29 protein-coding genes are annotated in these 24428 nt (G+C 43.1%); 24 read left to right on the forward strand and 5 right to left on the reverse strand.

Annotation, left to right across the window (positions count from 1 at the left end; translation table 11 throughout):
- Positions 1–57 precede the first annotated feature (57 nt).
- From ABHC48_RS16230 to ABHC48_RS16250, 5 genes are all read left to right on the forward strand, one after another.
- Complete coding sequence (locus ABHC48_RS16230) at positions 58–1125, forward strand: hypothetical protein (RefSeq protein ID WP_207749349.1); 1068 nt, start codon at positions 58–60, stop codon at positions 1123–1125.
- 27 nt (positions 1126–1152) lie between these two features.
- Positions 1153–2169: a DUF6017 domain-containing protein gene (locus ABHC48_RS16235; protein WP_118580534.1), complete on the forward strand. Its 1017-nt coding sequence runs from the start codon at positions 1153–1155 to the stop codon at positions 2167–2169.
- The gene (locus tag ABHC48_RS16240) at positions 2162–4078 is read left to right on the forward strand and encodes a VirD4-like conjugal transfer protein, CD1115 family (RefSeq protein WP_226855588.1); all 1917 of its coding nucleotides are present in this window, start codon (positions 2162–2164) and stop codon (positions 4076–4078) included. The genes ABHC48_RS16235 and ABHC48_RS16240 overlap by 8 nt, the downstream gene beginning before the upstream one ends.
- The gene (locus ABHC48_RS16245) at positions 4068–4364 is read left to right on the forward strand and encodes a hypothetical protein (protein ID WP_118580537.1); all 297 of its coding nucleotides are present in this window, start codon (positions 4068–4070) and stop codon (positions 4362–4364) included. Before ABHC48_RS16240 ends, ABHC48_RS16245 begins: the two co-directional genes overlap by 11 nt.
- Before the next feature lie 587 nt (positions 4365–4951).
- Positions 4952–5314, forward strand: coding sequence for an MmcQ/YjbR family DNA-binding protein (locus tag ABHC48_RS16250; RefSeq protein WP_118580540.1), 363 nt, complete (start codon positions 4952–4954; stop codon positions 5312–5314).
- 85 nt (positions 5315–5399) lie between these two features.
- Here the strand turns inward: ABHC48_RS16250 and ABHC48_RS16255 are convergent, their stop codons facing one another.
- The 3 genes from ABHC48_RS16255 to ABHC48_RS16265 are packed head-to-tail and all read right to left on the reverse strand — an operon-like array spanning position 5400 to position 8064.
- On the reverse strand, positions 5400–5825 hold the full coding sequence (locus ABHC48_RS16255; protein WP_118580543.1) for an aspartate carbamoyltransferase regulatory subunit: 426 nt from the start codon (positions 5823–5825) through the stop codon (positions 5400–5402).
- Entirely contained in the window at positions 5825–6766 is a 942-nt protein-coding gene (gene pyrB, locus ABHC48_RS16260; RefSeq protein ID WP_118580546.1) for an aspartate carbamoyltransferase, read from the reverse strand. Before pyrB ends, ABHC48_RS16255 begins: the two co-directional genes overlap by 1 nt.
- Positions 6763–8064: an adenylosuccinate synthase gene (locus tag ABHC48_RS16265; protein WP_173718696.1), complete on the reverse strand. Its 1302-nt coding sequence runs from the start codon at positions 8062–8064 to the stop codon at positions 6763–6765. Before ABHC48_RS16265 ends, pyrB begins: the two co-directional genes overlap by 4 nt.
- Before the next feature lie 139 nt (positions 8065–8203).
- On the opposite strand from ABHC48_RS16265, the gene ABHC48_RS16270 reads away from it, so the two are divergent.
- The 8 genes from ABHC48_RS16270 (at position 8204) to ABHC48_RS16305 (ending at position 14372) form a co-directional block, all read left to right on the forward strand.
- The gene (locus tag ABHC48_RS16270) at positions 8204–9097 is read left to right on the forward strand and encodes a LysR family transcriptional regulator (RefSeq protein WP_118580549.1); all 894 of its coding nucleotides are present in this window, start codon (positions 8204–8206) and stop codon (positions 9095–9097) included.
- A gap of 56 nt (positions 9098–9153) precedes the next feature.
- Positions 9154–9627 (forward strand): DUF2284 domain-containing protein, encoded by a 474-nt coding sequence (locus ABHC48_RS16275; protein WP_117849756.1) that lies wholly within the window; start codon positions 9154–9156, stop codon positions 9625–9627.
- A gap of 166 nt (positions 9628–9793) precedes the next feature.
- A complete protein-coding gene (locus ABHC48_RS16280) occupies positions 9794–10600 on the forward strand; it encodes a DUF4866 domain-containing protein (protein WP_118580552.1) in 807 nt (268 codons plus the stop codon).
- A 27-nt stretch (positions 10601–10627) separates the two neighbouring features.
- Entirely contained in the window at positions 10628–11959 is a 1332-nt protein-coding gene (locus tag ABHC48_RS16285) for a threonine/serine exporter family protein (protein WP_118580555.1), read from the forward strand.
- 194 nt (positions 11960–12153) lie between these two features.
- Positions 12154–12663 carry a Uma2 family endonuclease gene (locus tag ABHC48_RS16290; protein WP_118580558.1) on the forward strand — a complete coding sequence of 170 codons (510 nt, stop codon included), beginning with the start codon at positions 12154–12156 and terminating at the stop codon, positions 12661–12663.
- A gap of 212 nt (positions 12664–12875) precedes the next feature.
- Positions 12876–13661 carry a transglutaminase-like domain-containing protein gene (locus ABHC48_RS16295; RefSeq protein WP_195700038.1) on the forward strand — a complete coding sequence of 262 codons (786 nt, stop codon included), beginning with the start codon at positions 12876–12878 and terminating at the stop codon, positions 13659–13661.
- Between the two features lie 124 nt (positions 13662–13785).
- The gene (locus ABHC48_RS16300; protein WP_173718699.1) at positions 13786–14052 is read left to right on the forward strand and encodes a type II toxin-antitoxin system prevent-host-death family antitoxin; all 267 of its coding nucleotides are present in this window, start codon (positions 13786–13788) and stop codon (positions 14050–14052) included.
- 2 nt (positions 14053–14054) lie between these two features.
- Positions 14055–14372: a type II toxin-antitoxin system RelE/ParE family toxin gene (locus ABHC48_RS16305; protein WP_118580564.1), complete on the forward strand. Its 318-nt coding sequence runs from the start codon at positions 14055–14057 to the stop codon at positions 14370–14372.
- Between the two features lie 228 nt (positions 14373–14600).
- Here the strand turns inward: ABHC48_RS16305 and ABHC48_RS16310 are convergent, their stop codons facing one another.
- Together ABHC48_RS16310 and ABHC48_RS16315 are read right to left on the reverse strand one after the other, a co-directional pair.
- The gene (locus ABHC48_RS16310) at positions 14601–14936 is read right to left on the reverse strand and encodes a type II toxin-antitoxin system RelE/ParE family toxin (protein ID WP_118580567.1); all 336 of its coding nucleotides are present in this window, start codon (positions 14934–14936) and stop codon (positions 14601–14603) included.
- Positions 14933–15256: a type II toxin-antitoxin system Phd/YefM family antitoxin gene (locus tag ABHC48_RS16315; RefSeq protein WP_173718701.1), complete on the reverse strand. Its 324-nt coding sequence runs from the start codon at positions 15254–15256 to the stop codon at positions 14933–14935. The genes ABHC48_RS16310 and ABHC48_RS16315 overlap by 4 nt, the downstream gene beginning before the upstream one ends.
- Before the next feature lie 451 nt (positions 15257–15707).
- On the opposite strand from ABHC48_RS16315, the gene ABHC48_RS16320 reads away from it, so the two are divergent.
- The 11 genes from ABHC48_RS16320 to ABHC48_RS16370 all read left to right on the forward strand — a co-directional run bounded on the left by ABHC48_RS16320 (position 15708) and on the right by ABHC48_RS16370 (position 24329).
- On the forward strand, positions 15708–16667 hold the full coding sequence (locus ABHC48_RS16320) for a S1 RNA-binding domain-containing protein (RefSeq protein ID WP_118580573.1): 960 nt from the start codon (positions 15708–15710) through the stop codon (positions 16665–16667).
- 83 nt (positions 16668–16750) lie between these two features.
- Positions 16751–17212 carry a zinc-finger-containing protein gene (locus tag ABHC48_RS16325; protein WP_195700037.1) on the forward strand — a complete coding sequence of 154 codons (462 nt, stop codon included), beginning with the start codon at positions 16751–16753 and terminating at the stop codon, positions 17210–17212.
- Entirely contained in the window at positions 17209–17883 is a 675-nt protein-coding gene (locus tag ABHC48_RS16330) for a hypothetical protein (RefSeq protein ID WP_237925505.1), read from the forward strand. The genes ABHC48_RS16325 and ABHC48_RS16330 overlap by 4 nt, the downstream gene beginning before the upstream one ends.
- Before the next feature lie 13 nt (positions 17884–17896).
- Positions 17897–18589, forward strand: coding sequence for a hypothetical protein (locus ABHC48_RS16335; RefSeq protein WP_195700036.1), 693 nt, complete (start codon positions 17897–17899; stop codon positions 18587–18589).
- On the forward strand, positions 18552–19058 hold the full coding sequence (locus tag ABHC48_RS16340; protein WP_195700035.1) for a hypothetical protein: 507 nt from the start codon (positions 18552–18554) through the stop codon (positions 19056–19058). The genes ABHC48_RS16335 and ABHC48_RS16340 overlap by 38 nt, the downstream gene beginning before the upstream one ends.
- Before the next feature lie 94 nt (positions 19059–19152).
- A complete protein-coding gene (locus ABHC48_RS16345; protein WP_173718706.1) occupies positions 19153–19383 on the forward strand; it encodes a cold shock domain-containing protein in 231 nt (76 codons plus the stop codon).
- A gap of 348 nt (positions 19384–19731) precedes the next feature.
- The gene (locus tag ABHC48_RS16350) at positions 19732–19863 is read left to right on the forward strand and encodes a hypothetical protein (protein WP_255610563.1); all 132 of its coding nucleotides are present in this window, start codon (positions 19732–19734) and stop codon (positions 19861–19863) included.
- 17 nt (positions 19864–19880) lie between these two features.
- A complete protein-coding gene (locus ABHC48_RS16355; RefSeq protein WP_118580588.1) occupies positions 19881–20996 on the forward strand; it encodes a hypothetical protein in 1116 nt (371 codons plus the stop codon).
- 49 nt (positions 20997–21045) lie between these two features.
- Positions 21046–21729 (forward strand): hypothetical protein, encoded by a 684-nt coding sequence (locus tag ABHC48_RS16360; RefSeq protein WP_195700034.1) that lies wholly within the window; start codon positions 21046–21048, stop codon positions 21727–21729.
- Positions 21730–21749: 20 nt separating this feature from the next.
- Positions 21750–23024 (forward strand): ERF family protein, encoded by a 1275-nt coding sequence (locus ABHC48_RS16365; RefSeq protein ID WP_195700033.1) that lies wholly within the window; start codon positions 21750–21752, stop codon positions 23022–23024.
- A gap of 48 nt (positions 23025–23072) precedes the next feature.
- On the forward strand, positions 23073–24329 hold the full coding sequence (locus tag ABHC48_RS16370; RefSeq protein ID WP_195700032.1) for a hypothetical protein: 1257 nt from the start codon (positions 23073–23075) through the stop codon (positions 24327–24329).
- Positions 24330–24428 lie beyond the last annotated feature (99 nt).

The raw sequence follows: 24428 nt of genomic DNA on the forward strand, positions 1-24428 counted from the left end.
CCCAAGTATTCAACATATAGGGTACAGATTCTTATTGATTTTGAGTGGGAGGTGGAAATGAAAAAGGAGGATGTGTTGTTAAGACTGATTGCGATATCAGGGGAATTGCCAGCAGGCCTGGTAGGAGAAATTGTAGAATCAGAATCTTATGCAGCAGCTCTTATTACCAGGCTGAAAAAGGAAAATTATATCTCTGTGAGAAATGCAGGCGGATATAAGGGGTATGTGTTAAGGAGGAAAGGGAAAAGGTATCTTCTGGAGAGGTATGAAGATGACCTTTCCTTTTTTCTTTCTGGATCTGCACAGACCAATCATGTGAAAAGTGAACCGGAAAAGAGGCTGCGGCTTTATCGGATGAGCGAGGTATGGGTCTTTCTTTGGAAGATGGGTATTGAGATTTTTCAAAGCCAGAAGCCAGATCTTGGAAATGGGTTTGAAAAAAGTGGGAAAAAAGCAGTGTATTATGGCAGTCTGGAATACAAAGAGAGCGCAGAAGCAATCAAGGGTTCCAGAGCCTGCGGCGTGCTACTTACCGGGGATACAGCTTATGTCGTTTACAACACCATGGCAAAAAGAATGAAATGGGCGCAAAAGATGGAAATGGCAATGCGTACCTGGACCGAACGTATGCTGTTAATTGGTGGAGGATTACGACAGGCTGATTCGCTTATCTTGGGAAATACTATGGATTTCCTTCTTGAACTTTTAAATAGTGATGGCGGTGTTCGCAAAAATCTATATCAGGTAGATGATGTGTACGAACACTATTATTACATCCCGCGGACAGATAACGCAAAGGTTCAGATGGAGCTTCTATTAACTTCCTGGAAACGGGAGAAGATAAAAAATCTGTTAGCAACATTAGTAAAGTATCCAAGGCGTAAACAATACGCCTTAAGCGAGGGCTTTGATAAGGACATGCAGCTAATCTATTTCTGTCATGAATTGGATATGCGTCATTTGTGCCGCATAAAGCAGGAAATTGGCTGGAAGCAGAAAGGAACAATCATCTGCTTAGATTACCAGGCGAATGTGCTCAGAGCATATTTTGGAGAGGGGGTGAGGGTTCGTGAGCTGAATACAGATAAAATCATGGAATATCTGACTAAGGGCAGGGACGAATAAGCCCACAGTCTAAGTCAGGAGGTGTCTATGAGTAATCTATTTGACACTGGAAGTGAAACAGTAAACAGGATGTGCCGCCTGCAGTTTACGGGAAATGTCATTCCGTCCACCTGGTATCACACAATTAAAAAAGAAACCGGAAAACCAAACTTAAATGCGATTATTATTCTGGCGGACATTGTGTACTGGTATCGGCCTGTGGAAATCCGGGATGAGGCAACCGGGCAGTTGTGCGGATTCAAAAAGAAATTCCAGGCTGACATTCTACAGAGAAACTATCAGCAGTTGGCGGATCAGTTTGGTATCACGAAACGAGATGCGGTGAACGCTATCGTTGAACTGGAAAAGCTAGGAGTGGTAACAAGGGTATTTCGGACAGTCAACATCAAAGGGCAACTTTACTCCAATGTCATGTTCCTAAATCTGGATGTAGATGTATTAATTCAATTAACCTATCCGGAAACGTTGGAAAATGCATTCATAGGGATACCAGATACCCCCTATCACTCATTTGGGGGACAGCCCCCACCGAAAAAAGTGACAGGGGTCACTAATATAAGTGAGAGGGTATCCCCGAAAAAAGTGACAGCTGTCCCCGATTTGGGGGAGACATATACAAAGAATACATACAAAGACTTTAACAAAGATTTCTCCCTCTCTTCATATCGGGAAGTGGAAGATCAGATAAAACGGCAGATTGAGTATGAAAACCTGATATTGGATCATCCACATGATGACAGGGTAGGGGAAATATTGGGATTGATTGTGGATGTGATGACTTCATCCGCAGAGATAATCCGGGTGAACCGGGAAGAGAAGCCAGCAAATGTGGTAAAAGCCCAATTTGCCAAATTAACAAAAGAGCATGTGGATTTTGTTTTATTCAGAATGGATTCCAATACCACAAAGGCCAGGAATATCCGGGCGGTCCTTCTTACAGCACTATATAATGCTGTCAACACAATGAGCAGCTATTACGATAACCTATATCAATATCACATAGTAGAAGAAATGAGAGGTGATGAAAGGAAAAAGGATGTTTAAAAAATTTGATAAATGGAAGTTGATTCTTGTAATCATTGGGGCAGTATTGTTAGCAGGATACATGGGAGGATTTTTATACATTCTTCTTGGAGATGCAAATGTTGACCTTAACCCTATTCACTGTATGGCGGCAGGATGGACCAGCACCGGGGGCAGGATGTGGATCCTGTTCTCGGTTCTGGTACTTTTCTTTCTTACGGCACTCGTGATTTATCGTGGCAGTGAAAACCCATTACAGGATGAGCGTGGTTTTGAGTTGTCCGATCAGGGTACTTACGGAACTGCTGGCTTTATGAAAGAAGGGGAACAGGCAGAGATATTAAGGGCTGATAAAACAATAGACGGAGTAAATGGAATCATATTTGGCAGGGAGCTTGGAACAGGAAAGGTTCTAAGCCTTCCTGTAGATTCCAGGCTAAACCGGAACATTGCTGTCTGCGGCTCCCAGGGTTCTATGAAATCCAGGGCATTTGCAAGAGTCATGGCATTACAGTGCGTGCGCCGTGGGGAGAGCATGTACATTACGGATCCCAAATCCGAACTTTATGAGGACTTATGTGCGTATCTGAAAGATTCAGGATATGTGGTAAAACAATTGAACTTGATTCAGCTGACGCATTCGGATGCCTGGAACTGTTTGGCAGAAATTGATGAGGGAGAGCTGATCGATGTATTTTGTGATGTGGTAATTCGTAACACCACAGACAAATTTGATCATTTTTACGATAATGTGGAGATGGATTTATTAAAAGCTCTTTGCCTGTATGTGTATGAGGAATATCCGCCAGAGCAGCGTACCTTTGCGGAGGCCTATAAACTCTTGCTCAATAAAAGTGTCGATATGCTGGATTCGATTTTTGAAAGACTGCCAACGAACCATCCAGCAAAAGGGCCATATCAGCTCTTTGCAAAAGCGGAAAAGGTAAAAGGAAATGCGGTGCTTGGTCTTGGAACCAGGTTACAGATTTTGCAAAATAAACTGGTACAACAAATCACCAGTCATACGGATATCGATCTTTCACTTCCAGGAAAAGAAAAGTGTGCATATTTTTGTATCACATCCGATCAGGATTCTACGTTTGATATGTTGGCAACTCTTTTCACCTCATTTCTAATCATCAAATTGGTTCGTCTGGCTGATCGGACTGAAGAGCGCGTGCTGCCGGTTCCAGTAAGTTTCATCCTTGATGAGTTCCCCAACATCGGCGTGGTTCCTGACTTCAAAAAGAAGCTTGCAACAGCCAGATCCAGGCGAATTGGCATGAGTATCTTGTTCCAGAACATTCCACAGCTTCAGAACCGTTACCCGGACAATCAGTGGGAGGAAATTCTTGGAGGCTGTGATTTCTCCATTTTTCTTGGCTGTAATGACATGACAACCGCAACCTATTATAGTGACCGGACTGGAGAGATTACGGTGTCAGTAGCTTCTATCAGGAAAAACTATTATACCATACGTGCCACTGACTATGTACCGGAATATTCAGAGTCAAGATCCCTTGGAAAAAGGCAGCTCCTTCTTCCAGATGAGGTGCTTCGCTATCCACTAAACCAGGGAATCTTGATTATTCGTGGCCACAATGTGTTGAAGTTCCAGAAATTAGACTATACCGAACATGAAGATGCAAAGAAGCTCCGTCTGGAAAAAGTTGTGGAACACGTCCCAGAGTGGTACAAAGAATGGGAAAAGGAAAAAACACAGGAACAGCCTTTTTCATATATGGGGCAGGAAGATGATGTATCTACTCAACCTCAGTCAGAAGGTAGTATAAGTGAGACCTGGGAAGAACCTGTTGCACTTGATACAAAGCCCAAAAGAAAACCAGGCAAAAAAACGAATCCTGTTCAAAGCGTAACACGAGTGGAAGATTTATTTACTGGGAGGGAGGTGAAGCCGGATGACAATTGATCTGGCACAGATCAAAGACAATTCCATGGTACGGTATGGTTTTAAGATCCTTCTCATGCGGGAATTTGATATCCACATAAACGAGACGGATGTTAGCAGACTCATAAAAGCGGCAGGATGTATTGAAATATATGATTCTTTAGAAGAATTTCTGGAAAAGAGCAGTTGGAAAAAAGATAATCCAGAGCTGTGCGAAAAGAAGTATTTATTGGATAATCATATTTGCAGGTATATCCAGGGGAAAGTCTGGTATTTTTCCAGGCTTCGGTACGAGAATCAAATGTAGGAAATACAAAGTTGGAATATCTTATAAAGCTATTGATTTTTATAATAAATCATGCTAATATAAAGAAACATAATTTAGTTTTCACTTTTTAATACTTAGGTCTACGGACCGAAAATTCAGGGCTATTTTGCAGAAGAGATTATTCGGATTTTGCAAATAGCTCTGAATTTTTTTATAAAAAAGGCAGCAAAAAAGGAGACTCCATAGAGGATAGAAGAGTCTCCTTTTTTGAGGTTCCTATTTTGGGACCAAAGGCCATACTTAAAGCAACAAATTGCAGCTGCAATTAGGGGCGCTGCTAAAAAACATTGTTCTTAAGTAGGAGAAAATGATGAAACAAATAATGAAAAAAAACTTTAAAAGAATATCATCTTTATAATAATTGAAAAATGAAAACAAGTCAATAGATTTTATGAAAATTATAAAAAAATCGAAAACCGGAACCAAAAATCAGAAAATTAAAACAAAATGCTTTAGGAAATATCGTGAGATCCTTTGAGCCAAAAATCTTGACACGGTTTCTCACACTCTCTATAATGAGGATATATTTCGGTTTAGAGTTATAGAAGTAAAGCGGGGGAAGTTTTTTGACAAAAGAGGCAATTTATCAGTATGTAAAAGAGCAATATGGAACAACACCGGAGCATCTTTGGAAGCGGGATCCTAAGTCAGCGGTGCTTCGGCATAAAAACGGAAAATGGTATGCAGTTTTTATGAATGTAGATAAGAATAAATTAGGAATTCCGGAAGAGGGAAGCGTAGACATTATGAATGTGAAATGCAATCCGGAGTTAAATGGGTTTATTGCACGAACCTATGGGATTAGGCCAGGGTACCACATGAATAAGGAGCATTGGATATCTGTAGTATTGGATGGCTCTGTTGGAGATGGTAAAACACTGGATTTTTTGGATATGAGTTATGATTTAATTGATACGGGAAGAAAATAATTTTTTTAAATACCCTTTAGGAATAGAAATAAACCTAAAGGGTATTTTCCTCTTAAGCGATGTACAAGGGAGGATGTATTATTCTTTATCTTAAGAGGGAAGCTTCCTGGTTGCAGTAAATACATCTATATTTTCCACTGGAGGACAGTTTGAAGATGTGCTCACAGTTTGCTTCCGTACTGGTAATGCAGCGGGGATTTTTGCATTTGATTACATTCTTTAACGTTTTTGGCGGAACAGGGTGGTATTTTTTTACCACTTTTCCATCACGGATCACGATCAGCGTGACACCCTCATTTAAGTAACCAAGGACTTCCAGACGCTCAGGCTCTGTAAGCCCCTCTATTTTAATCAGGTCTTTACAGCCGTATTTTTCACTTCTTACAGACTGCAAAAGGGCAACGGACTGTTTCTGGGAGTCCAGTTCCAGAAGCTTGTAAATATCCATTCCTTTTCCAGCCGGGATATGATCGATCACAATTCCGTTTTGGATAGATTCAATCTTTAACATTACAGCACCGTCCTTCCTGTCAGCGGATCCGGGATTTCAAGCAGAGCCATGATCAATGCCATACGGATATATTTTCCGTTCTGCACCTGGTCAAAATAAGCGGCTCTTGGATCCTGGTCCACGTCTGTGGCAATTTCGTCCACCCTTGGGAGAGGATGGAGAACCGGCATATCCGGCTGTGCCAGATTTAATTTTTCCCGGTTTAAAATATAGGTATCCTTTAACCGGACATAATCTTCCTCGTTAAAGAAACGTTCTTTCTGAACTCTTGTCATATAGAGCACGTCCAGCTTGGGAAGGGTTTCCTCCAGGCTGGTGACTTCTTTGTAAAAAGAATGGTTTGGCTTTAAGGTCTCTTCCATCACGTAATCCGGGATCTTAAGTTCCTCCGGGGAGATGAAGTAAAACTCGTTTCCAGGATGACGTACCAGGCTGTTTACCAGGGAATGTACGGTGCGTCCAAATTTCAGATCCCCGCAAAAGCCAACTGTCAGATGATCCAGATGACCTTTCCTCTGACGGATAGTCATAAGGTCAATCAGTGTCTGGGTTGGATGGTTATGACCGCCATCCCCGGCATTAATTACTGGCACTGTGGCATACATGGAGGCACGAAGGGGAGCGCCTTCCTTGGGATGCCGCATTGCAATGATATCTGCATAGCAGCTTACCACCCGGGCGGTATCAGCTACCGTTTCTCCTTTTGTGGCACTGGACTGCTCAGCACCAGCAAAGCCAAGGGCCTTTCCTCCAAGGCTTAGCATGGCAGATTCAAAGGAAAGACGTGTTCTGGTACTTGGCTCGTAAAAAAGAGTAGCAATCTTTTTCCCATTCGCCACATGGCTGTACACTTCCGGATTTTCTGCAATGCGGTCTGCCAGATCCAGAACTTTTGTAGTTTCTTCAAGGGTAAAATCAAGTGGATCGATCAAATGTCTCATAACCAGGCTCCTTTTGTTAAAAACTGATCCCGTCTGGCTCCGACGGAAATAAACTGGATCTCATGGTTCAAAAGCTGCTCCAGGATACGGATGTAGGCTTTGGCATTCTCCGGAAGCTCTTCATACGTCCGGCAGCCGGAAATATCGCATTCCCAGCCCGGGAGCATTTCTACTACAGGGACAAAGCTGTCCAGTTCATCCATAGGGTCAAAATCCATGGTCACAACACCGTCACGTTTGTAGCCTGTGATCACGGGAATCTCTTTCATGGAACTTAAGACATCCATTTTGGTAAGTGCGATCTGATCTGCATTCTGGCATTTTAATCCATAACGGCTGGCTACGGCATCAAACGGTCCCACCCTGCGGGGACGGCCTGTGGCAGCACCATATTCACCGCCCGCTTTTCGAAGCTCTTCTTCCCAGGCATCGGACATTGCCTTTTCTGCTACAAAAGGACCGGCACCAACACAGGTAGAATATGCTTTTAAAACGCCCACCACATGATCCAGGGATTTTCCCGGAATTCCGGCACCGATCGGGCCATAGGCAGAAATGGTAGAGGAACTTGAGGTATAGGGGAAAATACCATAATCAATATCCCTCATGGCGCCAAGCTGGGCTTCCAGCACTACCTTTTTGCCCTCTGACAGTGCCTGTTCCAGAAACTCACCCGTGTCTGCAATATAGGAGCCAAAGAGTTCTGCCTGTTCCTCACACCAGGTGAGAAGAGCAGGGTAAGACATTGGCTCCTGATGATAGCAGCCTGCAAGCTCCAGGTTTTTTGCCTCCAGCATGGTTTTTAATCTGGCTTTTACGGAATCCTCTTTTAAATGAAGCAGATCCCCAAGACGAAGGGTTTTCTTACGGTACTTGTCACTGTAGGCGTAGGCGATTCCACGGCGGGTAGAGCCAAAGGCGCTTCCGGTTTTTGCCAGCCGGTTTTCTTCTAACTCATCCTGTACCTTGTGCCATGGCATGGAGATCGTGGCACGCTTTGAAAGCTTCAGATGATCCGGTGTAACCCGGATTCCTTTTTTCTCTATTTCATGGATTTCCCGGGAAAGATGTTCCAGATCGACTACCATTCCGTCCCCGAGGACACATACCACACCTGGATGTAAGATACCAGATGGGAGAAGATTTAAGACAAATTTACCCTGGTCGGTGACCACTGTGTGACCTGCGTTGTTGCCGCCCTGGTAGCGGACTACCACATCTGCCTGCTCCGCTAAAAGATCGATCACACGGCCTTTTCCTTCATCGCCCCAGTTTATACCGGTTACTGCTGTAAGCATTTGTTCCTCCTTTGAAAACACGTTCCTGTTTCCCTTTTTTATTCGGGTACATAATACGCTTGACGTAGGAATAAGTAAAAACTATAATTGATATAATTGGAATAAATATATGATATGCCAAAAGAAAAGGAAAAATATTATGGACGTAAATTTCGAGTATTACAAGATCTTTTATTATGTGGCAAAATACCACAACTTTACCAAGGCCGCCCAGGCGTTAAACAACAGCCAGCCTAACATCACCCGGGCCATGAACTGTCTGGAACAGCAGCTGAATACCACTTTATTTATCCGTACTAACCGCGGTGTACAGCTTACCCCGGAAGGAGAGCGGCTTTATACCCATGTGCTTGGTGCAATGGAGCAGTTTCAGGCTGCAGAAGAGGAGCTGGCGGACAGCTCCGGGCTTTCCCACGGAAGTATAGCAATTGGCGCCAGCGAAACTGCCTTGAATATTTTCCTGCTTGATAAATTAAAAAATTTCCATATGACTTATCCGGGAATCCGGCTGAAGCTTTATAACCATTCCACCCCGGAAGCCATTGAATCCGTAAAAAGCGGAAAGATCGATTTTGCAGTAGTTTCCACTCCGGCAGAGGTGGATTCCCCATTGAAACAGATCATGCTCATGCCCTTCCAGGAGATTCTGGTTGGTGGTACCACTTTTACAGCGCTTGGAAGCCAGGAGCTTTCCCTTCGGGAGGTAAAGAACTATCCGCTGATTTCTCTTGGACGGGAAACTATGACCTATAAATTTTACAACAGTGTATTTTTATCCCATGGCCTGGATCTTTCCCCGGATACGGAAGCTGCCACTGCGGACCAGATCCTGCCGCTTGTAAAATGCGAGCTTGGCCTTGCCTTTTTGCCCCAGCCAATGGCAGCGCCCTCCCTTCTGAAAAAAGAAATCGTACAGATCCCACTAAAAGACGAAATCCCGGAGCGTCAGATCTGTCTGGTGTATGACAGCCAGCATCCTATGGGCGCTGCGGCAAGGGAATTAAAAAACACAATTGTAGCTGGGCGGGTTTAAAACCAGCGTATGGAGAAAATTTTAGTGAGTTGTAAAAAACTTGGAGGAGGTTTTCTATGGATTACATCAAAGAAGCAAAAAAACTTGGGTTTTCAAATGCGGCAATCATGGATACACAAAAACTTGTGTTCAAACCGGAATACCGAAAGTTTTGTGAAGAAAATCAGTGTGGATGTTACAACGTGAATCCCGCCTGTCCACCTGAATGCGGAACAGTAGAATCTATGAAACAAAGGGTATTCGCCTATGAAAAAGCGCTTATTCTCCAGACGATACAAAACAAGGATATGGACTACAAAATGGCGAAGCTTGCGCACAATAAACTCACCGAACAGCTGGCCTCTAAAATAATGGAATCTGGAAATACCGACCTGCTGATCATGTCCGCTGGTCCTTACAGGCACCATTCCTGCATGTCCGCCTACTGTGTTGATGCCCAGGAAATGGCAGATGCGGTGGGAATGATCTGCTGGGGGACCGATGATAAGATACGGTATTTTTCACAAATTTTATTTCATGGAAACTTGTAATGGAAAACACATACAACGGTCAATGATATGGCAGACATAAAAATATGATATGAAAGAGAAACCTTTCATCCTATTGCGGTATGACTATAACAATGCTATAATCCCTCCCGAAAAGAGACAAGTACAGCTCTCATCATGATCCAAACAGAAAAAGAGGCGTTTTAGTATGAAAACAGTTTTACCAAGAGAACAGGCTGTAGAAGATATTTTTTCCAAAATCCTGGCTTCCCCGGAGGCATCAAGAAGACTTCGTGAAGTGTTTTACCAGTATCTGGATGATGAACATATGCTGGTGGATGAGGATCCGGACCACTTTTTGCAGGTACTCTTTCACGCTTACCAGAACGGGGATGTAAGTGCCCTTCTTCTGGAATTGTGCGGAAAAAGTATGTTTGATCTGCTCCGCGAAGCCTATCTGATCCCAAGAAAATTCCATGGAAAGGCAGGAGAGAATCCGGTCCTTCTTACCAATGTGGAAGGGAAGCTTCTTAAAGATGTTGGAAAGATGGTTTCCGCCCATGACTATGGAAAATTTAAGGAAACCTTTGACCGGCATGAATGCGTACCAAGATCCAGACTTTATCTGGCAGATGGATATGACATTGTACGCTCTTACATGGATGGATTGGAAATTAAAGAGGAAAAAGAAGAGTGCCAGCGTGGGATTTTAATCCTCTATGCACTTCCGGATACCTGTAAGCTGGGGCTTACAGAAGCGCAGGCTTATGCGGTTGTATGGAAGACTTTCCAGGAGATCCAGCAGGCAGCACCCCGTGCAGTGGTCTTTTACGGACAGGAGACCGGTGTAAAAAAGGAAAATCCTGAGAAACCCTTTGATGAACTTGGCGTTCTGCTTCCCATCCATGAGTTTGAAAAGAAAATGCTCCAGCATATGGAGGAAATTGACGGGATCGTCCTTGCCTGCAGGGAGCGGATGATGGAACTAGCTGGAAATGACAGCCTGAAATTATAAAGGGACTTTTCGGAAGGAAGTGGGCTTATGCAGCCAGAAATGATCAGAAAAAATCACATGGACGTGGAGTGGCATGAATACACCGATGAAAATGGCCAAAATACTCCCGTTATAAATGCAAGCATCACCGAAAAGGCTTCCATTATCGGACGTGTGGGGATCATGTTTTTATCCTGTGGGACTGGAGCCTGGAGGGTCCGAAGCTCCATGAATGCCCTGGCCGAAGCAATGGGAATTACCTGTACCGCAGATATCGGACTGATGTCCATTGAGTACACCTGTTTTGATGGGGAAAATGGCTTTACCCAGTCTTTATGCCTTACCAATACAGGGGTGAATACGTCAAAGCTGAACCGGCTGGAGCATTTTATCCGCAATTTTGAAACAGAGGGAAAAAACATGTCCGGGGAAGAGCTTCACAGCTATCTGGATGAAATTGAAAGGATCCATGGCCTTTATTCCCCGGCTGCCCTGGGACTGGCTGCCGCCATTGCATGCTGTGGATTTACCTTTCTTTTAGGCGGAGGACCAGTAGAGATGTTTTGTGCTTTTATTGGAGCAGGACTTGGAAATTTCCTTCGCTGCAAGCTGACCAAGCATCATTTTACCCTGTTCCTTGGCATTGTTTCCTCTGTCTCCCTGGCATGCTTTGTATATGCAGGATTATTAAAATTAGGGGAAATCCTGTTTGGGATTTCCATTCAGCATGAAGCAGGATATATCTGTGCCATGCTTTTTATCATCCCTGGTTTTCCCTTTATTACCAGCGGAATCGACCTGGCAAAACTGGATATGCGTTCTGGTATGGAACGGCTTACTTATGCACTGATTATTGTTCTGGTAGCCACTATGTCTGCCTGGATCATGGCTATGCTTCTTCACTTACAGCCGGTGGATTTCATAAAGATCCATATGCCTGTTGCAATGTGGATCCTCACACGGCTTATTGCAAGCTTTTTCGGCGTGTTCGGTTTCTCCATCATGTTTAACAGTCCGGTAAGGCTTGCCTGTTCTGCAGCAGTGCTTGGGGCGGTTGCAAATACCCTGCGGCTGGAGCTTGTGGATCTTGCCGCCTTACCTCCGGCAGTGACCGCATTTATCGGAGCTCTGACAGCCGGGCTTCTGGCCTCCCTTCTGAAAAATAAGGTGGGCTACCCAAGGATTTCCGTTACCGTTCCTTCTATTGTGATCATGGTACCGGGGCTTTATTTATACCGTGGATTTTATAATCTTGGAATCATGTCCTTATCTGTGTCTGCCTCCTGGTTTGCAGCTGCACTTCTGATCATTGCAGCGCTTCCGCTTGGACTAATCTTTGCAAGGATTTTAACAGATAAGGCGTTTCGGTATTGTACCTGACAGGTGCAAAAAGCGAGTCACGGAGGGCCAACACCCCTGTTTATGCACCAATCTTAAAAAAAATTACTTTTCCAATCTACAGGGAGGATGCTATAATGGAGGAGACAAAAATAATTCTTTTCTTTTAATAGAGAAGAGTGGAATTTAGAGAAAACAAGAAGTTCTTTATATTGTAAAATGCAGGAGGGTGAAATATGGATTGGGATCTTAAAATAACAGATCTGGAAGGATCTACACCAGAGCACTCTGCTGTAATTGTAAATTTTGTTGCAGCGGTCAGGCACCAGTTAAAAAATAGTACTTGCTATGTATATTCGGATAATGTGCAATACCGTTTCAAAGATAACCAGGGCAATAACAAGATTGTGATTCCGGATGCTTCCATAAACTGCCGTACGAAATCAAGGCGTGGAAACACTTTTACAGATGCGCCACGTTTTGTTATGGAGGTTTTGTCACCATCAACAGAAAATTATGACCGGACAGAGAAAATGCAGCTGTATTGTGAGCAGGAGATTGAAGAGTATTGGATCGTTGACTGGCGTAAAAAAACAGTTGAAATCTATGAACTGGATTATGAGGGGGAGATTCCCAAATACTATCTTTTAAAAACAGTCACAGAAGAAAATAAGGATGAGTTACAACTGCTTCATTTTCCAAAGATAAAGATTACCTTTGACGAATTATTTGAAGAAATTGATTAGTGCTTGTAACCAAGACCGCAATAAATGTGATAGGTGAAATTGCGAAAAAAGGATATTTGATTATAAATAAGAATTGTAAAAGTGATTTGCAAAATAGTGAATCACTTTTTTATTTGAAAATATTTTTTTCAAAAATCCTATTGACACAGAAAAAATCAAATTGCTACATTGGAACTGCAACAGGAAATGGTTTCGAAAATGGAGGGTTTGCGATGAGAAAAGCAAAAAAATGTAACACAGGAAAGAAGAAATTCGTAGTTGTTTGGCTGGCATTGGTAGTTTTGTTCCTTGGAAGCTTTATAAGGCCAGTGGATGTCCAGGCTGCAAAAGTGAAACTGAACAAATCGGCGGTTACCATCTATCGGGGAGCTTCCACGTCGCTGAAAGTATCGGGAAGCAAAAAGAAAGTAAAATGGAGTTCTTCTAAAAAATCCGTTGCATCTGTTTCGGCTTCTGGAAAAGTAACTGGAAAAAAGGGTGGATCAGCATACATCTGTGCAAAAGTGGGAAAACGTACCCTGAAATGTAAAGTGACCGTAAAAGAGCCGAATAAATCCAAACGACTTAATCTGGCTAAAAAAGAAGCGAAGAAAATTGTAAAAAAATATGTGACTGCGGATCTGAATACGAAGGAGCGGGCCTTTGTGCTATTCAGGTATCTGACCGAGCACTGCTCCTGGCAGTTAAACCAGTCTTCAGAGGCATACCAGAAAAATTATGGCAATGAAGCTTATGCTGCTCTGATTATGAAAAAAGCTGCTTGCTCCGGATATGCAAAAGCCTATACCCTGCTTTGTGAGGCTGCAAATGTTCCGGTACGGCATGTGAATGCCGGCAGCTGGATACACCAGTGGAATGAAGTAAAGGTAAACGGTAAATGGATCAAGGTAGATGCTTATGGCGGAACTTTTGCAGATACAACCGGAATTCGAAGATCCTTAAGAACTTCATCGGAGGATCAGGAACAGCTGGTGTTTCATTTCACGATTGAAAGATGATTTCAGAATGCCAATAGAGAAGCTGGGGCAGAAATGGAATAGGCCTGTAATTGGTATTGACAAATATAGCATAATAAAATTATAATATGTATATAATATTACTATGAAAGCGAGAGGTGATCTTATGAACATTCGTCCATCAGCTGCTATTAGGCAAAATTATAATGAGATTGCAGATCTTTGCCGTAAATCTTCAGAGCCTGTTTTTCTGACAAAAAATGGAGAAGGTGATCTTGTGGTGATGGATATTGAATCCTTTAACCGACGGGAGAAAATGTTGAAATTAAGAGAAGAACTGCTTGCTGTTGAAGAGGATCGTCTGGCAGGAAGAACAGGATGCAGTCTTGATGAATTGGACAGTTATCTTGATAATATAATAGAAGAGGGATGAAAATGTCAGAAAGAAGAAAATACAAAGTTATCGTATCGGACCGGGCGAAGCAAATGCTTGGAGTACATATTCGCTTTCTGGCACAGGTAGATAAGGATGCCGCAAGAAATAAGAAAAAAGAATTAATGGAAGCAATGCGTTCATTAGCGTATAGTCCAAATCGTTTTCCTTTTTTGAATGAACCTTATATTCCATGTAATAAATATCACAAAATGTTTGTGAAAAACTGGTATTTGATTTTATATCAAATTGAGGATGATACAGTTTATGTGGATTACATTTTAGACTGTAGAAAAGAGTATAATTGGCTCATCCGTTGAACCAGCAGTCGTACTTATTTGCAACTAAAATGTGACATGATTGCAACATATCTAAAAATGCAGAGATGTATCGCTGGAGGTGAGCATCCCTGCATTTTTTATGGGTACATTGTGATTCAATTGAAATAGTATGAAAGAACTATAAGGGGTATCGGTGGTTCACGGTAATTGCTTGTGTATTAACAAAAGCTTTATACAGATGAATGTAATCACTTAAAAAGGTGCAGGTTAATCAAAAAGATTGTGTTTATTCGCTCTTTTCTGAGCAATTTCATATACTTCTTCGTCTGCTCGGACGCCGATTACAATAATCATCATAGACGATTCGGTACGGCGAAGCTGATATACAACACGCAAACCAGCAGAGCGGAGTTTGATTTTCAGAAGTCCGGCAAGATTAGTACTGCTGTGATTACCAAGCGGTTTTCCATAACCTTGTTCTTCAACAGGCAGTGGATTTTGCTGAACTTTTTTGATGGCCTTCAGAACAAGAATACGCTGACTTCCATCTAGGTCTTTTAAGTCTTTTTCTGCTTCAGGAAGGTATTCTAGTTTCCAATTCATTCAATGTCTACCTCGTCAAAACCGGTAAGATTGTCTTCTGTAATACCAAGACGGCGGTTCATTTCTTCCTCAGAAATTAAAGTGGCAGGATTAAAGTGTGCCATACGTTCAGAAGCAACGGCAAGAAGACGAGCATCATTTACCTCATCCATTAGACGGACGTATTCTTCAGGGGAAATGAGAACACATTCTGCAACGTTGTTTTTCATTACGACTTTAGCACCACTCTGCTTCACATCTTCAAAAATTTTTCCAGCAAGGCCACGGTTAAATTGGCTGATTGGAACCGTATTTTTAATTGCACTCATAACAGATGCCATAATCGTCAACTCCTTTCTTTACTTGTATTATAGCAGATACCTGCAAAATATCAACTAATTAATCAATATATTTACTGACAAATATACGCGAAATGGAATCCTTTAGGTATTGCCTTTCGGGTGATGGTGATTTTATCTCCTAATGATTGAAATATCTTCTAAAAAATAGTGAAATTTAGGAGATAAATAATTACCTGGGAGATTGGTTATAAGAATTTACTGGAATAAAAAATTTATTAGGCTTGAACTTTTGAAGATTTTTGCAGCCAATATTAGCAAGTGTATTTATTTGCAACTAAAATGCGACACGATTGCAACATCCATAATATTGACTTCAGATTCTCTTTATAATAGAATGGTACTCGTAAAAAGAAGGCACGAAAAAGCAGTTTGTTTATGCAGGCTGCTTTTTTTGTGCCTTCTTGTCGTATAAATAATAGGAGGGCAACACATGGCGAACACAAAAAAAGCAATTGAAGAAGTAACGGAAAAAGAAATTCCACGCGCAGCCTATGAAGGTGTCTTAACAATCGACGTTGACGCACAGGTGGAGAGCGCACAGGAGCAGGAGGATACCAGATGGCACCAGCTACTTAATGCACACCGTACCAGAAAGGTACTCACAGGCCAGCTTGGTGGTATTGAGAAGCTGGAAAGCGGCTGGATGGTTGCAGTAACTTATTACAACGGTTTTCGTATTATCATCCCGATGAATGAAATGATGATTAACTTAAGCGGAGACGGCCGGGAGAACGCAGACACCTTAAACCGCCAGGTTCGTATTGCCAACAACATGCTTGGCTGTGACATTGATTTCATTATCAAGGATCTGGATACTAAAAGCCGGAGTGTGGTAGCCTCACGAAAGGATGCCATGCTGAAAAAGCGTCAGACTTTCTACATTGGAGAAGAAGGGGAGAAGCCGCTCCTGTATCCCGGAAGAATCGCAGAAGCCAGGGTGATCGCAGTAGCACCAAAAGCAGTACGCCTGGAGGTGTTTGGTGTGGAAGTATCCGTCCGGGCGCGTGATATGGCCTGGGAGTGGATGCTGGATGCCAGTGAAAAATTCCAGGTTGGTGACCTTGTCCAGGTTATGGTTAATAAAGTAGATGGTCAGGAACCAGAACAGATTAGCGTGGAAGTGGATGCCAAAACCCCGACGGCCAATCTCAATAAAGATAATCTTCGGAAATGCCACCGTCAGGGCAAGTACACAGGTGTGATCACAGAAGTTTATAAAGGCACGTATTTTATGAGGCTTGATATCGGGGTGAATGCCGTGGCACATTCGTGCAACATGCCAACCCTTCCGGGAAAGGGAGATAAAATCGGAATTGTAGTGACCAGAATTAACGATAATTACGAAGTCGCAGAAGGGATTATCACAAGGCTGATTAAAAGATATAAATAAAAATTAAAACTAACGAAAATCCTATTGACACAGAAAATGCGATTTTTTTAAAATCGGGACAAACAGGAAAGGAGACGAATGAAATGGCAAAAATGAAGAAAAAACAGCAGAATGAAAAACTGTATTGTCCCTACTGTGGCGGGCTGGCGGTGCTGCGTCCAGCAGAGTATGTTTATGGTGAGCGTAATTTAAATCCTGATAACTATTTGTATGTTTGCAGTGGTTACCCATCCTGTGATTCTTATATTGGAGTCCATAAAAAGAGTATGCGGCCTATGGGAACTCTGGCAAATGGGGATCTTCGCCATAAACGGATTGAAGCACACCGGGCGTTAAATAAGGTGGTACAGGCTGGCATCATGACCAAACATGGTGCTTATATCTGGCTGCAGAACCGCCTGTGCCTGCGGGAAAAGGACATGCATATAGGAATGTTCTCAGAATATCGTTGTGAGGAAACCATCCGGGAGTGCAATGCACTTATGGAACAATATGTAAAGACAAACCGAACTTCTTCCTGTGAGAAGAAAACAATGGCTGCATGAGAGGCGGAAAAAATATCCTGCGTATGCAGGCGGATGAGGAAGATGTCTACCACCTGATGGATCTAAGGGAACGGTATTTTGTACTGATCGGAGCAGGCTCCCTTATAGAGGGAATCGCGGCTTATTTTCTGTTTTTCCAGATCCGATGCTGGGATCTCATATATCTGTGTGCGGCACTTTTCCTTGGGATTTTTCTTCTTCTAAGGCAGTCAAACAAAATCAGTAAAAGAATCATGGAAGCGGAAGTCTGTTACATGGAGCTGGATGAATTCAGTCTGGCAGTCTGCCAGCCGGAAAAAAACGGGCATTATGAGTGCTGCCGGATCTTTTATGAGGAGATTGATAGAATCGTAGAAGGCAGTCGCAGAGGAATCCCGGAATTTTACATTGTGTTGGACGAAAACGAAAACCGGGAGAGCTTTTTTCTTCTGGACGAGGAAGAGCAGAACCGGACGATCTTCCTTGTCCGCTCATTTGGATTTAATCATCAGAGGTTTACGGAGTTTTATAGGAAGCTCCGCTGGAATGTTCCTGGAAAAACCAGGATCATTGGAACAAAGAACCAGGAGGTATGGAACCTTCGAAAACCAAATATCGAAGTCTGCATTGTGGCAGGAATGATTGCCTGTTATGTGATTCCGAAACTCCTGGAAGTTATGAAGCTACACTAGGAGGAACTGGATTATGAAATGGTACACAGCCATTGGATGCAAAATGGAAGATGATGAGGGCAGGCTTCTGGTAAAGATTGGCGGTCAGGAAAAGGTGCTCACAGAGATGGAAGCTATGCTGTGGGCGGCCCTTACCTGGAGCCTCTGTGCGGAAAATAAAATTTATTCCCAGATGTACCGTGTCTTATGTATTACATTTGGGGAAGCACATGCAACTGAGTGGGCGGATGAAGAGGATTTTTTGTTTTGCTTAAGGCGCCTGAAAAAACGTGGTCTGGTAGCGGAGTGTGATGGCGAGAGTAAGGAGGAAGCCTTGTGGCTCCTTCTTAGTAAATCTGTGATATCGCCTGTCACGGATTCGTTTTCAGAGCGGTTAGGCGCATTTGCAGACGATCTGGCACTTGGAAAAGGACTGAAAATCGCATTGCGGGCTTTTAAAAGGCCCGTGTTTACCTATGAAGAGCGAATGGTTCTACAGCAGCTTGCAGGTGGTGGCTATATTCCTTATCATCTGGCAGAGTTAACCAGACAGGCGGGTGCCGTTCCCCTGTCTGTGGAAGAACGAAAGATCGTTCAGAAACAGGTCTTGCAGGAATTCATGCAGATCCTGGTTTCCCTATTTAAGAAGAAACAGTTTGTAATCAGCTGCATCCAAGAAGGAGGTCTCCTTGAAGAAAAAGAAGAAATGGAAAACATGGCTGTCTGAGCAGTACCTAAAATACAGAGAACATTATACCGGGATACCGGGCTTTTTTAAAAAGAGAATTGTGAATACCTTACTGTTATCGTTTCTCTTATTGTATGGAGGCTGTGCCCTTGGTCTGGCGCAAAAATCAGCTGGATTTGTGGGATGGACAGTTTTTTTGGCAGTCTGTGGAATTGGGTATGCGGGGTATATTTATTACCTGGCAGTTACAAAATCCTATGAGGTGGTGGAAGGAACTGTGACAGAGATCCATGCGGAACTTCTTTTTGATGGTTTTAAGAGGGTTCTGGTGCAAGGGGATGATGGGATTACCACAGAGCTGCTGTTAAATAAAGAGACAGTTGTCATGTATGGAAAAGACTACCGCTTTTATTTTAACCAGAATGCACATGCATTCTCAGGAATTCGAAGGTTGGATGCAGCTTTTGATTTTGGAAATTTTTTTGGAGTGGAGGAAGTAAAAGAGTAATCCGGGGCAGGGAGTACCAGGCATGGTTCGAGTCCATGCCGCCCTGTTTCCATGTAAACGCATGGAAAATATGTATAAAGGAGAGCTATGCAATATGGCGGAAACAAAATGTGGAACCGTGAAATGGTTCAGCGCAAAAAAAGGTTACGGATTTGTAACCGGGGAGGATGGCGAGGATTACTTCGCACATTTCTCCCAGATCAAGATGGAAGGCTTTAAAATGCTTTCCGGCAAGCAGCCTGTACAGTTTGAAGTTGGAACGGACGAAAATGGAAGGGCACTTGCAATGAATATCCTTCCCCTTTCGGTAGAGGAAGAGGCATAAAAGAAAACAAATTTTGAAACACAAAATATATAAAAAATGTGTTTGACAGCCACAACATGTTGTGGTAACCTTTAAATGAAATTATATTTTATCAGTCATCTATGGCTGATCTTATATTTTAGATCCGGACATTCCGGATGAATCTCTTTTGGGCGGTTCGCCCTAAACTCAGCAAATAAGTTAGAACATTGGAAGATACGAAAAGATAGGAATTCTTTTGGTGTCTTTTTTTGTTGCAAAATGAAGAAAAGGAGGAAGCAGAATGAGAAAAATCAAAGAGACCGTACTGGTCAAAATGGAAAAAAGGAATGCCAGATAACAGAAAAAGAAAGAAGAGGAGAACATTTTATGCAGGAAGTAAATTGGGATGCTGTAAATTTGTTAGAACTGGGAATGCTGCTTGATATGGCAAAAGATGGATATGAATTCCAGATTGCGGATGGAAGAATTAAGTCCATTGAAGTAAAGCTCCTGTCCTGAATGCAAAAGGAGGGGCTATGTACTATAAGGATGATTTTAATGTAACGTTTGAAGAGGAATCCGCTTTTTACAAGTATCTGGATGATGTGGAAAAACGGGCCGAATGGTTCCGGGCACAAAGCAAGGATCTGACAGTGGAAGCGGTTACGAAGGACAGTACCTGCACCCCGATTGGGAATATCAATCTGGAATATTTAAAAGAGGATACCATAAATAATTCCGGGCTGCTGATTAAAACCCCAGACCGCAGCTGTTTTCTTGGCATATCTGCCATCAAAAGCTTAAAAGGCAGGGCCAGGATAGACGGAAAGGCGCTTGCAGAATTAGACAAAGAAACACTTGCCTATATCCTGAACAAATGTCTGAAGGTCTCCAGGGGAAAATCCCTGCTCCGCTTTTGTGAAGGCAAGGTGCGGGCAGTCCTGTCTGGCGACGAAAAAGACTATTCTATCTTGTCCATGCCAGAGGTCTATGAAATTGCAGGGGCTTATATCTACAGCGATTTTGAATACGCGTCTTTTAAATCCGGATGTGCGGACCACAATCTGGTAAATGCGACCTGGGAGCTAAGAGACCGGCGACTGACCGAAGCCTACAAGGAACTGCTGGAACGCTATGGGAAGACTTTTAACGGAGAGCTGTATGCTTCGGTCCGGATCACCACCTCCGATGTGGGAAGTTCAGGAGCCAATATCTTCTATACGGTGTCCGTTCAGAACCAATATATTGTATTGGGAGAAAACTTGAAAGTGCGTCACAAAAACTGCAAGGGTACCGAAGACTTCAACCAGAACATGGCTTCTATTTTTGAATACTATAAGGAAGCTCTGCAGGAGGTCCTGCGGCTTAGTGAAATCTGGGTGAACCATCCTGCCAATGCCATGATCGGCGTTATGAAGCAGGCTGGTTTTTCCAAAAAGCTGATTGCAGAAACGGTAGAGCGTTTTCGGGCGGCAGCAGGGGATGTCCCCTGTAGTGCCTACGAAATCTATTGCGGGATCTGTGATGTGATTTCCATTGCAAGGCAGCAGGAAACGAATGCGAGAGGACTACTTCTTTTGGAGGAAAAAGTGGCAGCCTGTGTAAGCAAACGTTGGCATGAGCTTGATATGCCAGGTGAAATTAAATATTAAATAATGACAAAGGCAGGAACCCCTGTCTTTTTGTATGAAGGAGGAACATATGCAGTATCCGGACTGGGTTATGGAAGCAAAAAAATCCAGGGAATTACTTTCGTGGATACAGGATCCGGTACACAGTATTAAAAAGTTTCATAGCCAGCTATTCATAAAGTGCCAGGAAGAAAACTGCATGTTATTTTATGCAGCTTCTCCTTGGAGGGATTGTTTACAGCTTCGGAAACCAAAGCTTTGCAGCATACTTTATCTGCCGGATTATTCTTTGTATGAGGCAGATTCTGTATTCTATCAGGCGGTCGGGATACCTGCCGATTTTCTTTTTCCGACGAAAGAAAGTCTGAAGAAAGAGGTGGAAATGAAGGTTACCCATTTGGTGAAAAACAGGATGGATACAAACTGGGATCAGCTTTTGCTTAAGTACCAGCACCAGAAGGGCAGCCTTGTTCCAAATATAAACCGGATACAGGTAGAGGAAACTTCCAAGAGATTCCTGGAGGCTGGAATAAAGCCTGAGGAGCTGTTTTACAGTCCAAGCTTTACCTTTGAAAAAGCGCAGATGGAATATACGGATGTGATGTTTCTTTACACCTTGAACCATGCGAAGAAGGCTGTAAAAATGATCGCAGATAAGTGGCTTTCGGAATCTTTTTGGGAGATTTCGCAAAAAAGAATCTACATTGGCTGTGTGCGGGAAGAAATGAAAGAGCTGCAAAAAGGTGCAGCATAAAATAAGGAGGAACTGAATTTATGGGTAAATATGCGTATCTGAACCTGACTCAGAAAATGATTAAAATAAGAAAGATGGTGCCAAAGCTGTTAAGAAAACGTTACAGCGAAGAGGTGCCCTATGATTTTGTGAGATTGGATGATGTCTATGAATACCTCACCCCTGCCTTAAATAAATACGGCGTGGATTTTGAGGTCCTTGGTGAAGCATCCACGCAGCTGGATGCTTCTGGAAATCCAGCCTATCTGACACCGTTTGGCAATATGTGGCGTTATGAAGCGGATTTAAAGCTTTGCTGGACAAATGCAGATCATCCTGAAGAAAAAAATTACAGTGATATTCATGTAGTCGGAACCAATGAGATTCCAGACAAGGCCAAAGGTGCAGCCTGGAGCTACGGACTGAAGTATTATTTATTAAATAAATTCAACATCGTCCAGGCGACCACCGAGGATCCGGATATGCGAGGCCCTGCTCCGGATGGCGATAAAACAAAAAAAGAAAAAAGTGAGGAACCAAAGAAACCTGCAAAAAAACAGAACCAAAATGCGGTGCAGACAGAGCCAAAGAAGAAGGAAGCCAAAGAAGAGTCTGAAAATCCCCCGAAATCTGACTCTGCTTTCACTTCTACAAAAGAAACCGGGCAGTCTTTGAAGCAAAAAGAAACTACCTTGAAGACCGTTCGTAATGGAAACAGCAGAAGCAGTAAAAAGGCTGTTCCGGTTTCGGATGATTCTTTTGATCTTGAAATCAGTCCTGACGAGATCCGGGATGCACGCAAAGAGGAGGATGAAAATTTGCCTGGCCAGATGCAGTTTGGCATGGAAGAAAAAGATCTGGAAGAGAGTTTTCTGGAGGAAAACGAGTCTGAAGAAGAAACGCTTGGTACAAGTGAGGAACCCTTAGAGGAAACAGCAGATGAGATGCCAGACGAAGTGCCCGAGGATACAGAGCGTTTTGAAGCAGAAGCGGAAGAAATTTCTGGTGAAACCGAGGAAGAAGAGTTTCATTTTGTTCGTGCAGAAGACGAAAACCCCTTTGCAGATGACAGCGAAGAGGAAACAGACGAAGGCTTCGGTATGGAATCTGAGGAAGAAGAGCTGGAACGTGCCAGAAAGGTAATGTGCAATTTTGGTCTTTTTAGTGGAAAGACGCTCGGTGAGATGATGGAAAACCCAAAAGGGGCAGACACAGTCAGATGGATGGCAACCGGTTATTACGGCAGCAACATGGAAATGGTAAATGCTGCAAAGATTATTGTGGCACATGAAAAACAGAACAGACTTGCAGCATAAACGTATTGTGGCTCCGGGAGAACGGAGCCACATTTTTTAGGAGGGATTATGTACGAACATCCATTTACCATAAAAGAAGTGGCGTGGTTACTGTCCATACGGTGCCTTGAAGGAGGATCAGATCAGGAGTTTCCGGTGGAATGCCCCTATTGTGGCGATACCAGAGGAAAATGCAGCTTTTGCATTAGCAAAAATGGGGAAATCAAAAACGTTTTCCATTGTTTCCACTGCGGGCAGGGCGGAAATATGCTTACCCTGTATGCAGACATTATGGGGCTTTATGGAGAAGATCGGTGTAAGGTGGCCTATCAGGATATTGTAAACCGCCTGGAAACTGGCAGTCAGGGAGCTGGAAACAAACCCAAAAAGATAACCAGCCGCTATAAAGGAAAACCATCTGTCCCCAAACGATCCCCGGAGTATGTTGATTTTGTGTACCGTCAGATGATTGCCCTTATGCAGCTTCAGGATCTGCATAAAGCTGACTTTAAAAGACGCGGTGCTACGGATTTTGAAATCAAGGAACTGGAGAAAAAAGGATATAAAAGCGTGGAACCTAAAAATGCAAGGCTCCTGGCCAAAAAACTGGAAGAAAAAGGAATCCGGCTGGATGGAATTCCAGGCTTTTACCGGAACCGGGATGGCAAGTGGGAAGCCTCTTTTTATGAAGGAAACAGAGGCTACCTGTGCCCTGTGTATTCCCTGGATCAAAAAATAAAGGGCTTTCAGATCCGGGTTGACCATCCGGTGAACAAAAAAAAATATATCTGGTTTACCAGCAGTGGATTTGAGGGTGGAACTTCAAGCGGCAGTCCGGCCGGGATATCCGGCTATATAAGCCCGGTTCAGAAGAACGTCCGGGTGACAGAAGGAATTTTAAAGGCTGAACTTGCCAGCATGAGAAGTGGACATTCTTATATAGGAATCCCTGGCGTGGGAAATTACAAAAGCCTGCAACCGGTGTTGATGGAATTAAAAAGCAGAGGCTTACAAACCGTGTATGAGTGTATGGACATGGATAAGATGATGAATCTTACCTGTCGTTGTGACTGCAAGGAAAAGTGTATCTGGTGTGAGGAGCCGGAACGCTTCTTAAAAAAACAGGAGTGTCCCTATAAGCGAAGAAAACGGGATACCATCCGTAAAGGCTGTCTGAAGCTATATGAGATGTGTGAAACGCTGAACCTAAACTGTATGAGAATCAGCTGGGATACAGATGAAAAAGGCTTGTGGCTTGGAAATTATAAAGGTGTGGATGACTGGCTTTATAGGAAGCCACCACAGGAAAAAGAGCGGTTTTATTGATTTAATCAGATAAAAAAGGATCTGAAAATGTTCAGGTCCTTTTTTATCTGGCTAAATAAGCCAGAGGAAAGGAGAAACAAAGATGGGAATTCGAGACAG

Origin of the sequence: Ruminococcus sp. 1001136sp1, assembly GCF_039841815.1 — a bacterium.
GTDB lineage: Bacteria > Bacillota > Clostridia > Lachnospirales > Lachnospiraceae > Blautia_A > Blautia_A faecis.